The organism is Nocardia sp. NPDC051900 (assembly GCF_044452545.1).
Taxonomy (GTDB): Bacteria; Actinomycetota; Actinomycetes; order Mycobacteriales; family Mycobacteriaceae; genus Nocardia; species Nocardia sichangensis.
Map to the genome: position 1 here is coordinate 76300 of NZ_JBITBU010000008.1, position 13165 is coordinate 89464.

Below are 13165 nucleotides of genomic sequence, written 5' to 3' on the forward strand. Positions count from 1 at the left end.
GCGTAGTCGAGCCGCACCGGGTGGGATCGCAGCGCCATGTGCGTGGGACTACGCCAGCCCGCGCCGCTGCTGCGCTTTGCTGCGCATCTCCGCGGCGGCGGCTTCCATCTCGGGAGTCACCTGGAAGTGTCCGCCCCACTTGTTCAGCGTGCCCGGCGGATACTGCGGGGTCGGCAGGATCTGGCGCAGCAATCGCTCGGGCAGGCCACGGCGCTGCCACTCGCGCGGGTAGCCGAGCGAGACCTCCTCGAATCGGACGCCGTCGTAGTGCGAGGTCCGCGGGATGTGCAGGTGACCGTAGACCGAGCAGACCACGTTGTAACGGGTGTGCCAGTCCGCGGTGAGTTCGGTGCCGCACCACAGCGCGAACTCCGGGTAGAACAGCACGTCGGTCGGCTGCCGCACCAGCGGGAAGTGGTTGATCAGGACGATCGGGGTGCCCGGGGCGAGCGCGTCGAGCTTGCGCTTGGTCACCTGCACCCGGGCGTGGCACCACGCGTCCCTGGTCAGGTACGGATCCGGCGAGAGCAGGAATTCGTCGGTGGCAACCACGTTGCGCTCACGCGCGATCGCCAGACCCTCCGCTTTGGTGGTGGCTCCTTCCGGCAGGAACGAGTAGTCGTACAACAGGAACATCGGAACCAGCGTGACCGCTCCGCCGTGTTCTTCCGCGCCCGCGCCCTGCCACACCGGAAACGGATCCTCCGGCGTCAACACATCCAGGTCGCGGCAGATCGACACCAGGTAGTCGTAGCGTGCCACCCCGACCATCTGCACCGGGTCCTTGGCCGTCGTCCACAGCTCGTGATTGCCCGGCACCCAGATCACCTTGGCGAACCGGCGGCGCAGCAGCTCCAGCGCCCACCGGATGTCCTCGGTCTTCTCCCCCACGTCGCCGGCCACGATGAGCCAGTCCTCCGGCGAGTCCGCCTTGATCTGCTCGACGACCGGCCGATTCCCCTGGTGCCCGACATGAATGTCGCTCACCGCCATCAACTTGGGTATCACCACACCTACCTTGGCACATCGTTTCGGATTCGCGCGCACCGGCCGAGCCGGGTGTCGCTCACCTCGGCACTTCGGCGCCGACCAGGGTCCACCGGCCCGACAGCGCCCGCCCCGCGACGGCGATCAGCCGCAACAGCATGAACGCGGCGAGGCCGGACCAGATTCCGGCGACGCCCCAGTCGAAGGCCAGCGACAACCAGATAGCGGGCAGGAAGCCGAGCAGGGCCGCGCCGAGCGTGGTGGTGCGCAGATAGGCCGCGTCACCGGCTCCGAGCAGGACGCCGTCGAGCGCGAAGACGATGCCCGCCACCGGAATGAGCGCGACGAAGAACCACCACACCACGTGCGCGCGCTCCAGCACGTCCGGGTCATCGGTGAACAGCGCGGGGATCGCCACCGCCCCCGCCGCGAAGCAGCCGGCGAGCCCGAGGCTGAAGATCTCCGACCAGCGGGTCACGCGCCGGGCGATCCCTCGGGCGCCGGTGGCATCACCCGCGCCCAGAGCCGCGCCCGTGAGCGTCTGCGCGGCGATGGCCAGCGCGTCCAGGGCGAGCGCCAGGAAATTCCACAGTTGCAGCACCAACTGGTGGGCCGCCACCGACGCGGCGCCGAAACGCGCGGCGACGGCCGCCGCCGAGACGAAGCACGCCTGGAAGGCGAAACTGCGGACGATCAGGTCGCGTCCGAGGACGAGCTGGGCACGCATCACCGACCAGTGCGGGGCGAGGGAAACCTCCTCGCGGATCAGCGCGTTCAGGAACAGGACCGCGGTGACGATCTGACCCGCCACGTTCGCCACGGCCGAGCCCGGCAGACCCAGGTGCGGCGCGCCGAACAGTCCGTGCACCAGCGCCGGGCAGAGCACCGCCGACACCCCGAGTCCGGCGACGACGTAGACCAACGGCCCGCGCGTCTCCTGGACGCCGCGCAGCCACCCGTTCCCCGCCATGGAGATCAGGATCAGCGGCACGCCGAACAGCGCGATCCGCACCCAGTCCAGCGCCTGCGCCGCGATGTCCCCACCGCCCGCGATGGCGCTGGTCACCGGCACGGCGAACGCTTGGACCAGCAGCAGGATCGCGACGCCGACGGCCACCGCGATCCACGTGGCCTGCACGCCCTCGGCGACGGCTCCTTGATGGTCGCCCGCGCCGTGACGGCGCGCCGAGCGCGCGGTGGTGCCATAGGACAGGAAGGTCAGCTGCGAACTCGTCTGCGCCAGGATCAACCCGCCCACGGCGAGCCCGGCCAGCGCGAGCGCGCCGAGCCTGCCGACCACGGCCAGGTCGAACAATAGGTAGATCGGTTCGGCGACCAGCACACCGAGGGTGGGCAACGCCAGGCCGAGAATGCGCTTGGGCCCGGCGGCGGCGGCCCGGTCGACGGTTTCCGGCTCGCTCGCGCGCAGGACCTGGTCACCGATATCCGCCCCACTGGAACCCTGCGCGCTCACGAACACCTCCCCCGCATGTCGTCCTCCGAGACCACCGTCGTTGCGATCCGGCTCCCACCTTGGCACGGCCCACCGACAAACTCGGCGGCGTCCGGCTCCGGTCGCGGAGAGGGTCGCATCACCGGTGATTCCGGACGTGTGGCACGACGCCGAACCGGGTTCGGATGGCGAGGCGGGCGAACCGGCTCGACTTCCCGCGCCACTCGACAGGCAAGCGCCCGCAGGGCACCGGGCGCGAACGCGGGGCGCCCCGCACATGCCAGGAGCGCGCCGCATCCGCACACCGCCCCGGTCGATCCGCGGACTCGTCCGGGCGACGAATTCGGCCTCAGCACTCGAAAACCCGTCGGGTCGGGACGTTTTGATGAGAGCCGACCCGGCATTCGCCGAGGATCGAACACGGTCATCCGAGCGCGGTCAGCAGCGCGCCGATCAGGTCCTCGGGCGCGCCGTGTGCGGTATACCCGGCCGCGAAGCGATGCCCACCACCACCCAGTGTCGTGGCCACCTCTGCGACGTCCACCCCGTCGCCCGCACACGCTCCGCTGTCCCGTGAGCGCAGCGATACCGTCCACCGATCCGGCACCACACGAGATTGCTTGAACACCGCGGCGATTCCCGCTTCGGCGGTCGTGCGCACGATATCTATGACGCTCTCGACTTCCTCCGAACGCACGTCGTCGATGTCGTCGCGCCGCACGAACGCGTACACCAATCCGACGCCGCCGCGCGCCTCCGGGACGAGCTGCGCCGTCCCGAGCACCCGCGCCAACATGGGCAGCCATCCGAACGGGTGCGTGTCCATCAAGGTGCGGGCGATATGCGCGCCGTCGATTCCCGTGGCCAGCAGCCGCTCCGCCAGTTCGTGGGTACCCGGCCGCACCCACCGGAACGAACCCGTGTCGGTGACCAGACCGGCGTACAGGCAATGCGCCACGTCCGCATCGATCGGCACACCCCACGCGTCGAGCAGTCGCGCGATCAGGCTCGTGGTGGACTCCGCGGCGGGATCGACCACGTTGATCGCTCCGAACCGCGTGTTCGACCGATGGTGATCGATCACCAGTGTCGTTGCGGCACCGGACAATCGGTCGACGAGCGCACCGAGCCTGCCCGCGCTGCCGCAGTCGACCGCGACCAGCAGGTCGACCTCGGCGCGCACTTCGGCGGGCGCCACCAGGTGCCGTACGCCGGGCAGCGACCGCATGGATACGGGCAATTCCGCGGGCTCGGCGAACGACACCTGCACCGGGACGCCGCGCCGGTGCAGCACCAGCGCCAGCGCCAGACCACTTCCTATGGTGTCCGCATCGGGCTGCACATGGCAGACGATGGTCACCGAGCGCGCGGCGTCGAGCGCCGCCACGGCCGTGTCCAAGCCGGCCGTTTCTCGCATCGTCGTCATCGACTACCGCATGTCACTCGTCGGCGTCGCGTTCGACCTTGTAGGGGTCGGCGTCGCCCGCGGGCCTGGCGGTGGCGGCCACCTTGGCGACCTCGTCGTCCGCGGCCCGCGCCCTGGCGAGCAGTTCCTCCATCTGCCGTGCCGCGTCGGGCACGGTGTCCAGTACGAATGCCAGCGTCGGGGTGAACTTCACCCCGGTACCCGCGCCCACCTTGGAGCGCAGAACTCCCTTGGCCTTCTCCAGTCCGGCCGCCGCACCGTCGTAATCCGGTTCGGCGTCTAGGGTTTCACCCATCACGGTGTAGTACACCGTCGCCTCCCGGAGATCGCCGGTGACCTTGGCGTCGGTCACGGTCACGAAACGCAGCCGCGGGTCCTTCACCTCGTATTCGATCGCGGTCGCGACGATCGAGGAGATCCGCTTGGCGAGTCGGCGTGCCCTGGCTTGATCCACCATGGCCGTTTCCTCCTCACTATCAACTCTGTTCGATGGCGGTCGGAGCGTGGCTCGCGGCCGCCACCCGAGCTCCGTCGCTGCGCCGCGGTCAGTCCTCGGGCCCGAAGATTCGGCGGCGCACCGCCAGCAACTGTAACTCCGGACGGGCCGCGACGTGCCGTTCACATTTGTCCAGCACCTCGGTCAGATGATCCATGCCCGCACTGACCATGGCCACGCCCAGCAGCGAACGACGGTATAGATCGTGTTCCCCGCCTTCGGCGGCACTCACACCGAAACGCTGCAATTCGGCCAGGATCGGCCGGATCACCGAGCGCTTCTGTTTCAGTGAATGCACATCGCCGAGCAGCAGGTCGAACTCCAGTGCACCCAGGTACACCCACACCCTCCCCAGTCAGGAAGACCCGCGGGGCGCCGCGCACTTCGCGCGGCGCCCGGACTCGTCTCGGTCTATCAGTCGCGCGGCTTCTCGCGCAGCTCGTAGGCCTCGATGATGTCGCCTTCCTTGATGTCGGAGTAGGTGACCGTCATACCGCATTCGAAGCCCTCGCGGACCTCGGTGACGTCGTCCTTCTCCCGGCGCAGCGACGAGATCGACATCGTCTCGGCGATCACCACGTTGTCCCGGAGCAGGCGCGCCTTGGCGTTGCGCTTGACCGAGCCCGACGTGACCATGCAACCGGCGATGTTTCCGATCTTCGACGAACGGAAGATCGCCCTGATCTCGGCCCGCCCCAGCTCGACCTCTTCGTAGATCGGCTTGAGCATGCCCTTGAGGGCCTTCTCGATCTCATCGATGGCCTGGTAGATCACCGAGTAGTACCGGATGTCGACGCCCTCGCGGTTGGCCAGCTCGGTCGCCTTGCCCTCGGCGCGGACGTTGAATCCGATGATGATCGCGTTCGACGCCGAAGCGAGGTTGACGTTGGTCTCGGTGACGCCACCGACGCCGCGGTCGATCACCCGCAGCCGCACCTCGTCGCCCACCTGGATCCCGAGCAGCGCCTCTTCGAGGGCCTCGACCGTACCCGAGTTGTCGCCCTTGAGGATCAGGTTCAGCTCGCTGGTTTCCTTCAGCGCGGCATCCAGATCTTCCAGGCTGATCCGCTTGCGGCTGCGTGCGGCCAGCGCGTTGCGCTTGCGCGCGTTGCGCCGATCGGCGATCTGCCGGGCGATCCGGTCCTCGTCGACCACGAGCAGGTTGTCACCCGCGCCGGGCACCGACGTGAAGCCGATGACCTGAACCGGCCGCGACGGCAGCGCCGCCTCGACGTCGTCGCCGTGCTCGTCGACCATCCGGCGCACCCGGCCGTAGGCGTCTCCCGCCACGATCGAGTCGCCGACCCGCAGGGTGCCGCGCTGGATGAGCACGGTCGCCACCGGGCCGCGGCCACGGTCGAGGTGCGCCTCGATGGCCACACCCTGCGCGTCCATGTCCGGGTTGGCCCGCAGGTCCAGCGCCGCGTCCGCGGTCAGCAGGACCGCCTCGAGCAGCGCATCGATGTTGATGTTCTGCCTGGCGGAGATGTCGACGAACATGGTCTCGCCGCCGTATTCCTCGGCGACCAGGCCGTACTCGGTGAGCTGCTGACGCACCTTCTGCGGGTTGGCGCCTTCCTTGTCGATCTTGTTGACCGCCACGACGATCGGCACGTCGGCCGCTTGCGCGTGGTTGATCGCCTCCACCGTCTGCGGCATGACGCCGTCGTCGGCGGCGACCACGAGGATCGCGATGTCGGTGGCCTTCGCACCACGGGCGCGCATGGCGGTGAACGCCTCGTGACCCGGGGTGTCGATGAAGGTGATCAGCCGGTCCTCGTCGCCGAGGTGGGTGAGCACCTGGTAGGCGCCGATGTGCTGGGTGATGCCGCCTGCCTCGCCTTCGCGGACGTTCGCCTTGCGGATGGTGTCCAGCAAGCGGGTCTTACCGTGGTCGACGTGACCCATGACGGTCACCACCGGCGGACGCTGTTCGAGGTCTTCCTCGCCGCCCTCGTCCTCGCCATAGGTGAGGTCGAACGACTCCAGCAGCTCGCGGTCCTCGTCCTCGGGGCTGACCACGTGGACGACGTAGTTCATCTCGCTGCCCAGCAGCTCGAGGGTCTCGTCGTTCACCGACTGGGTCGCGGTGACCATCTCACCGAGGTTGAACAGGGCCTGCACCAGCGCGGCCGGGTTAGCGTCGATCTTCTCGGCGAAGTCCGACAGCGACGCGCCGCGAGCGAGCCGGATGATCTCGCCGTTGCCGCGCGGCAGCCGCACGCCGCCGACGGCGGGCGCCTGCATCGAGTCGTACTCTTGCCGCTTCTGCCGCTTCGACTTGCGGCCACGCCGGGGCGCGCCACCGGGACGGCCGAACGCGCCTGCCGCACCACCGCGGCCACCGGGACCGCCAGGACGACCGCCGCCGCCACCGCCGCCACCGGGACGACCGCGGAAGCCACCGGCCGCACCACCGGCACCGGGCGCACCCGCACCGGCACCGGGAGCGCCGCCACCGCCACCGCGGTAGCCACCGCCACCGCCGCCACCGGGACGACCGGCACCGGCGCCACCGGGACGACCGGGACGACCCGCACCGGGGCCTCCGGCGCCGCCGGGACGCGCCGCACGCGACGGCATCGCGCCGGGATTCGGACGAGGCGGCATCGAGCCGGGGCTCGGCCGCGGGCCGCCGGGACGCGGACCACCAGGGCCGGGCGCCGGACGCGGACCACCCTGAGCCGGGCCGGGACGCGGACCACCCTGCGACGGACCGAGACGCGGACCACCCTGAGCGGGGCCGGGACGCGGACCACCCTGGGACGGACCGGGACGCGGGCCACCCTGACCGGGGGCCGGACGCGGCGCGGGACGCTCGGGAGCCGACGAATAGGGGTTGTTACCGACGCGCGGGGTCTTCGGCCCAGGACGCGGGCCGGGAGCCGCGCCACCCGGGCGATGTCCACCCTGGCCGGGGCCGCCGGGACGCTGCTGCTGCCCGGGGCGCGGGCCGCCCGGCGTCGGACGGGGACCGGCCGGGGCGGGCGCGGAACTCGCGCTCGCGCCCGAAGCCGCGGCGGCCTGCGGGTTGATCGATTCCCGGGCGGCGGGCTTGGGCGCCGGGGACGGTCCGGGACGCGCGGCGGGGCCCGGCTTCACGGCCGGGGATTCACCGGTGCGCGCGGCCGGAGCGGCGGTCTCCTGCGCGGTGGGCGCCGGAGTGGGCGCCGGCGGACGGGGACCTGGACGCGGGCCTCCGCCCGCGGGCTTGGGGGCCGGACGACCGGACGGTCCGGGGCGTGCACCCGGCTTGTTGCCGTTGGACGGGGCGGATTTCGCCGCGAACGACTCACGCAGCCGGCGGGCGACGGGAGCTTCCACCGTCGAGGACGCCGACTTCACGAACTCGCCCTGCTCCTTGAGCGTTGCGAGTAGTTCCTTGCTCGTGACACCGAGTTCTTTTGCCAACTCGTGCACGCGGGCCTTGCCTGCCACTGCTCTCCTCACTGAGAGGCCGAGCAGCGCCACCGTTGGGGACGGCGGCCCGCACGACCTCGGGTTATCTCCGATGGACGTTCATCGTTGGTACTTCACGGTGTGCTCATGAGTGCTCGTGCCTGTTCTCGAGGTAATGCTCCAGGGCTGAGATATCCAGATGTCCGGACACTCGTAGTGCTCTGCCGATCGCTCGGCGCCGCTCTGCCGCGCGCAGACAAGCCGAAAGGGGGTGCAGCCAGGCACCCCGTCCGGGAAGTCTGCGCCGCGGATCGGGAACGATCTCGATGACGTGGGAGCCGTCTCCGGTCTCACGGTCCCGAGCCACGATCCGCAACAGATCGACGGCCAGCTCGCGCTTCCGGCACCCGATACACGTCCGTACCGGAGCCGCTCGGCGCCGGGGCGCCTGGTGCTGCTCGGTGGTGCGGTCGGGCATGGAAACCGAAGACTCGGACTGAACCTTGGACCACTCTACCGCTGCCACGCTCGGAACGCCGAACCCCTCCCCCGCGGAAGTTACGAACCTGTCATCCCGAGCACTCCGCGGGCGGGCTCCGGTCAACTGCGATGCGCCTCCGTCCGAACGGATCCGCCCATGTCGGGCGCGGCGTCGCTGCGGATATCGATGCGCCAGCCGGTCAGCCGCGCGGCCAGGCGAGCGTTCTGCCCCTCCTTGCCGATCGCCAGGGAAAGCTGGAAATCGGGGACCACTACGCGGGCCGCCCTTGCCTCCGGGTCGACGATAGTGACCGAAACCACTTTCGACGGCGAGAGCGCATTGCCGACGAAGGTCGCCGGATCGTCGGCGTAGTCGATGATGTCGATCTTCTCGCCGGCCAGTTCGCTCATCACGTTGCGCACGCGCTGTCCCATGGGCCCGATACAGGCGCCCTTGGCGTTGACGCCGGGCACCGTGGTGCGCACGGCGATCTTGGATCGGTGCCCCGCCTCGCGCGCCACGGCGACGATCTCCACCGAGCCGTCGGCGATCTCCGGCACCTCCAGCGCGAACAGGCGCCGCACCAGATTCGGGTGGGTGCGCGACAGCGTGATCTGCGGTCCACGCGGCCCACGGGAGACCCCGACGACGTAGCACTTGATCCGGTCGCCGTGCTCGTAGGTCTCGCCGGGCACCTGCTCGGCGGGCGGGATCAAGCCCTCCGCGCCGTGCAGTTCGCTGCCGATGCGCACCACGATGGTGCCGCGGGCGTTGGCGCGCGCGTCGCGCTGCACCACACCGCCGACGATGTCGCCCTCGTGGGTGGAGAACTCGCCGAAGGACTTCTCGTTCTCCGCGTCGCGCAGCCGCTGCAGTACGACCTGCCTGGCGGTGGTCGCCGCGATCCGGCCGAACCCCTCCGGGGTGTCGTCCCATTCGGAGATCACGTTGCCGTCGGCGTCCACCTCGCGCGCCATCACCCGAACCACGCCGGTCCTCTGGTTGATGTCGATGCGCGCGTTGGGCTGGTGGCCCTCGGTGTGGCGGTACGCGGTGAGCAGCGCCGACTCGATCGCGGAGATCACGGTCTCGATCGAGATCCCCTTGTCGGCGACGATCGCGCGCAGGGCTTCGATTTCGATGTTCATTCCACGATCCCTTCGGTCGGCGAATCGGACGCTGTTAAGGATTCGGACAGTGCATTCGGTGTTCCTCGGAGCTGCGCGGCGTCCTCGACCGCCACCGCGTCGTCCGCACCCGGAGCGGGCCGCCCCGGAACGACTCCGCCCGTGAGTTCCAGCTCTCGAGCACTCGGCGGGGAGAACTCGACTTGGACGACGGCCGTGGCGATGTCGGCGAGCGGGACCGTCACCCGGTGCGGGTCGCGTTTGCCGCCGAGCACCAGCGCCACCGAATCACCGGTGAGCGCGCCGACCCTGGCCTCGAAGGTCGCCGACCCCTCCGGGGGCTGTGCGCCTTCGCGTAGTCGCACGCGCACCTTCCGCCCGCGCGCCCGACGCCAGTGCCGGTCGGCGGTCAACGGGCGGTCGATCCCGGGGGTCGTGACTTCCAGCAGGTAGGGCGTCTCGCCGAACTCCCCCGCGTCGTCCAGCAGCGCCGACAGCTCCGTACTCAGAGTCGCCAGGGAGTCCAGATCGGAGGTGTCGCGGTCCACGGTCACCTGCACCCGAGCCTGCGCGTCCACGCGCGTGCCCGCCGTCGAGATCTCGACGCCCTCGAGATCGAATCCTCGGCGTTCGACGAGACCAGCTACTAGCTGGCTCACCCTTTCCTCGGTCGGCATCGGCATGTGGGCGGCTCCTGGTTCAGTTGTGACGCGGCGGGAAATTTCTCTACCGAAGGTCTAGCGTAACGCGCCACGAGAGTGTAAAGGACCAGCGGTCTCGGAGTCCGCACGCCACGGCCGATGCTCGTCCGGCGACGCCCCGCGAGTCTGGCACGATAGTGCCGTGCCCATCCGCCTTCCCGCCCCGCCGCGTGCCGGGCGCACTACCGGCATGCCCTCCGACCGGCACGAGCACCGCCGCGCCGCCCTGGATCGTCGCAGCGCGCTACGTCTCGCCTGCGGCGGAACGGCCGGGGTGATCGCCCTCGGCGCGCTGGTCGGCTGCACCGGTGACGACGTGGTCCATGAGCCGGATCCGCTTGCCGCACAAGAGGTCGCGGCCCGATCCGACGCCGCGGCGGCGACCGCGGCCATCGCCGTCGCGCCCGACCGGCACGCCGCGTTGGCGGCGATCGCGGCCGAGCGCACCGCCCACGCCGACGCCTTGCGCACCGAGATCGACCGCGCGATCGGCGTCTACGCCGACGGCACCAAACCGGCGCACCGCACCCGCGCCGGTGCGTCCGGCCCGTCGGCCGTGGCTTCGGGCAGCGCCGTGCCGCCCACCGCGCCGCCGAGCGTCGAGACGCTGCGCACGCAGCTCACCGCCTCCCAGAAATCGGCGGCCGAACTCGCCCGCGCCCTGACCGGCTATCGGGCCGGTCTGCTCGCTTCGATCAGCGCGGCCTGCGCGGTGCAGACGGGGGTGTTGCTGGCATGACCGAGGACGAACGCCGAGCGCTCATCGGCGCGCTGAACGCCGAATACGGCGCGGTGTACGCCTACGGGGTGATCGCCGCCTACGCCTCCTCCGAGCGCACCAGGCTGGTCGCCGAGCACACCGCCGCGCACCGGGCTCGCCGCGACACCACGGTGGACGCCCTCGCTCTGGGCGGCGCGACGGTGCCGCCGCCGGACGCGGCCTACACGGTGCCGTTCGCCGTGACCGATCCGATCTCGGCCGCCAAGCTGGCCGTGACGGTCGAGTCCGACTCCGCCGTGGCCTGGCGGTCGGTGGTCGAGCGCGGTGACTCCATGGCCATCCGGCGCACCGGCGTCGAAGCGCTCACCGAGGCCGCCGTCCGGCTGGCCGCGTGGCAGTCGATTCTCGGCGCGAATCCGCCCACGGTCGCGTTTCCTGGCAAAGCCTGACCCGTCGACCGGGCCGACTGCCCGAGATCTGATGCGCCGCAAAGGAAACGACGCGTACGGCGGCCGCGGGCGACCCGGGCCGCCGTTCGCTCGACAACCGACCTACGGCCGCATCTCGTACGCGCCGTCGTAGGACGCGACCTCGGCCCACACCCGGTCGAAGCGCGGGCGATCGGCGACCGGCGGCCGCAAGGCGGATGCCGCCCAGCCCTGCTGGTCCGGCGTGGCCGACGGCTTGCCGTACAGCGCGGTGGCGTAGCCGTTGAAGTCGCGGACCTGGAAGTCGAAGATCTGGTCGATCAGGTCGCGGTCCAAGCCGGTGATCGCGGCCTGCTCCAGGATCAGCTGGCCGTAGACCACCAGGGAGAACAGGTGGCCGATGGTCAGCATGAAGTCCAGGTCCTTCTGCTGCGCGGCGTCCGGGGCCGCCGTGGTCAGCAGCGTGCGCAGCGCCTGCGCCTGCTCGTAGAACCGGCTCACGTTCGGGATGTCGGCGTGCTTGTCGTAGATCGGCGCCCAGTCGGCGAAGCGCACCTTGCCCGCGCCCCGCGCCGGGCCCTGGCGCCAGAAGAACGCGTCGTCGGCCGCGTCCTGCCGGGTGCCGATCTCCGGGTAGTCCTGCGGGTCGAACAGATAGTTGGGCATGAACTTCAGGATCTGCCCGACGTTCACGTGCACCGTGCCCTCGAGCCGGGGCAGCGTGCTGATCAGCCGTTGCACCTCGGCGAAGTAGGTGTTCTTCTCGAATCCCTTGGCTGCCAGCACATCCAGCAGCAGCGTCATGACGGTTTCGCCCTCGGAGGTCACCTTGGACTTCGTCATCGGGTTGAACAGCAGGTACCTGCGATCCTCCAGGCTCGCGCCGCGGAAGTAGTCGATCGCACGGTCGCTGAACAGCTTCATCGCGATGATGCGCGCGTAGGCGTCGACGAAATTCGCCCGCACGTGCGGGAATTCGGTGACCGGGTTGCCGTAGAGGACGCGGTTGTTCGCATGGGTGATCGCCTCGTAGAAGGAGTGCTCGACCATGCCGATCCCGCCGTGGCACAGATTGAACTTGCCCACGTTCACGGTGTTCAGCGCCGCGGAGAACGCCTCGGGGCCGGTGTGCAGGATGTCCTCTGCGCGCACCGGGTAGTTCTCCAGCCGGAAGGTGCTCACGTACATCTGCTGGTGCACGACATTGCCGAGCAGGCGATAGTTCTCGTGCCTGGAGTCGGCGGCGAACCAGACGTACGCGTCGGCGCCTTCGAGGTCGGCGCGGCGGGAGAACACCGACACCATACTGGCCACGTTGCCGTTGCCGATGTAGTACTTCTCGCCGTTGGCGCGGAAGAGGATTCCGGCTTCGGCGTCCGCGCTTCCCGGCTCGGTCGGGGTCAGCACCAGGTCGGTGTTGTAGATGTCGGCGCCGTGGGTCTGCTCGGACAGACCGAACGCCATCACCTCACCCGCGGCCAGGTCGGCGGCCGCGCGCTTCTTGGCCGCCTCGTTGTCGCTCTGCCAGATCGGGCCGAGACCGAGGATGGTCACCTGCTCGGCGTACCAGTACGCCAGACCGTAGAAGCCGAAGATCTCCGACAGCGCCGCGTTGCGCGCGGCGTCCCAGCGGCGGTCCGGGTCACCGTCCGCGTACGCCGCGGGGGTCAGGAAGGTGGCGAACAACTTCTCCTTCTTCACGAAGTCGAGGAAGTCCGCGGTCCACACCGCATTCGCGTCGTCGGCGAGCAGACGCTGCTTGCCCCGCCCCTCGAACCACTCGATCGTGGCGCGCAGCAGGCGCCGCGTCTCGGCGTCGAACTGCTGCGGATCATAGGTGGCGGGGTTGAACAACCGCACGTCGCTGTTTGTCATGCGGGTTAACTTACCAGCGGGTAACAGCAGCGTGGACAAGGTCTGCGGATCTGTGACCAGCGAATTCAGGT

Annotated in this window: 12 protein-coding genes; 2 read left to right on the forward strand and 10 right to left on the reverse strand. The window is 70.0% G+C overall.

Going from position 1 to position 13165, the window contains the following annotated elements:
* Nucleotides 1-48 precede the first annotated feature (48 nt).
* The 9 genes from ACIA5H_RS15155 to rimP form a co-directional block, all read right to left on the reverse strand.
* Nucleotides 49-1008 carry a metallophosphoesterase gene (locus ACIA5H_RS15155; protein WP_356961411.1) on the reverse strand — a complete coding sequence of 320 codons (960 nt, stop codon included), beginning with the start codon at nt 1006-1008 and terminating at the stop codon, nt 49-51.
* Nucleotides 1009-1066: 58 nt separating this feature from the next.
* Entirely contained in the window at nt 1067-2416 is a 1350-nt protein-coding gene (locus tag ACIA5H_RS15160) for an MATE family efflux transporter (protein ID WP_397076692.1), read from the reverse strand.
* Nucleotides 2417-2864: 448 nt separating this feature from the next.
* Complete coding sequence (locus ACIA5H_RS15165) at nt 2865-3866, reverse strand: bifunctional oligoribonuclease/PAP phosphatase NrnA (RefSeq protein ID WP_379251374.1); 1002 nt, start codon at nt 3864-3866, stop codon at nt 2865-2867.
* Nucleotides 3867-3879: 13 nt separating this feature from the next.
* A complete protein-coding gene (gene rbfA, locus ACIA5H_RS15170) occupies nt 3880-4323 on the reverse strand; it encodes a 30S ribosome-binding factor RbfA (protein WP_379251376.1) in 444 nt (147 codons plus the stop codon).
* A gap of 88 nt (nt 4324-4411) precedes the next feature.
* Complete coding sequence (locus tag ACIA5H_RS15175) at nt 4412-4702, reverse strand: DUF503 domain-containing protein (protein WP_067810001.1); 291 nt, start codon at nt 4700-4702, stop codon at nt 4412-4414.
* Nucleotides 4703-4776: 74 nt separating this feature from the next.
* Nucleotides 4777-7800 carry a translation initiation factor IF-2 gene (infB, locus tag ACIA5H_RS15180; RefSeq protein ID WP_397076561.1) on the reverse strand — a complete coding sequence of 1008 codons (3024 nt, stop codon included), beginning with the start codon at nt 7798-7800 and terminating at the stop codon, nt 4777-4779.
* 106 nt (nt 7801-7906) lie between these two features.
* Nucleotides 7907-8239, reverse strand: a complete 333-nt coding sequence (locus tag ACIA5H_RS15185) for a YlxR family protein (RefSeq protein WP_355070089.1) — start codon at nt 8237-8239, stop codon at nt 7907-7909.
* A gap of 122 nt (nt 8240-8361) precedes the next feature.
* Entirely contained in the window at nt 8362-9390 is a 1029-nt protein-coding gene (gene nusA / locus ACIA5H_RS15190) for a transcription termination factor NusA (protein WP_355070087.1), read from the reverse strand.
* Entirely contained in the window at nt 9387-10052 is a 666-nt protein-coding gene (gene rimP / locus ACIA5H_RS15195; protein ID WP_397076562.1) for a ribosome maturation factor RimP, read from the reverse strand. The genes nusA and rimP overlap by 4 nt, the downstream gene beginning before the upstream one ends.
* Before the next feature lie 160 nt (nt 10053-10212).
* Here rimP and ACIA5H_RS15200 point away from each other — a divergent pair, with 160 nt between their 5' ends.
* Nucleotides 10213-10809, forward strand: coding sequence for a hypothetical protein (locus ACIA5H_RS15200; RefSeq protein ID WP_397076563.1), 597 nt, complete (start codon nt 10213-10215; stop codon nt 10807-10809).
* Nucleotides 10806-11240: a ferritin-like domain-containing protein gene (locus ACIA5H_RS15205; protein WP_397076564.1), complete on the forward strand. Its 435-nt coding sequence runs from the start codon at nt 10806-10808 to the stop codon at nt 11238-11240. The genes ACIA5H_RS15200 and ACIA5H_RS15205 overlap by 4 nt, the downstream gene beginning before the upstream one ends.
* A 102-nt stretch (nt 11241-11342) precedes the next feature.
* Here ACIA5H_RS15205 and ACIA5H_RS15210 read toward each other — a convergent pair whose 3' ends face one another.
* Nucleotides 11343-13094, reverse strand: coding sequence for an acyl-CoA dehydrogenase family protein (locus ACIA5H_RS15210; RefSeq protein ID WP_379251387.1), 1752 nt, complete (start codon nt 13092-13094; stop codon nt 11343-11345).
* Between the last annotated feature and the right edge of the window lie 71 nt (nt 13095-13165).

Coding starts and splice junctions, on each gene's coding strand:
- rimP (WP_397076562.1), bottom strand. CDS start 10,052: ATGCCGATGCCGACCGAGGAAAGGGTGAGCCAGCTAGTAGCTGGTCTC.
- ACIA5H_RS15165 (WP_379251374.1), bottom strand. CDS start 3,866: ATGACGACGATGCGAGAAACGGCCGGCTTGGACACGGCCGTGGCGGCG.
- nusA (WP_355070087.1), bottom strand. CDS start 9,390: ATGAACATCGAAATCGAAGCCCTGCGCGCGATCGTCGCCGACAAGGGG.
- rbfA (WP_379251376.1), bottom strand. CDS start 4,323: ATGGTGGATCAAGCCAGGGCACGCCGACTCGCCAAGCGGATCTCCTCG.
- ACIA5H_RS15185 (WP_355070089.1), bottom strand. CDS start 8,239: ATGCCCGACCGCACCACCGAGCAGCACCAGGCGCCCCGGCGCCGAGCG.
- ACIA5H_RS15205 (WP_397076564.1), top strand. CDS start 10,806: ATGACCGAGGACGAACGCCGAGCGCTCATCGGCGCGCTGAACGCCGAA.
- ACIA5H_RS15210 (WP_379251387.1), bottom strand. CDS start 13,094: ATGACAAACAGCGACGTGCGGTTGTTCAACCCCGCCACCTATGATCCG.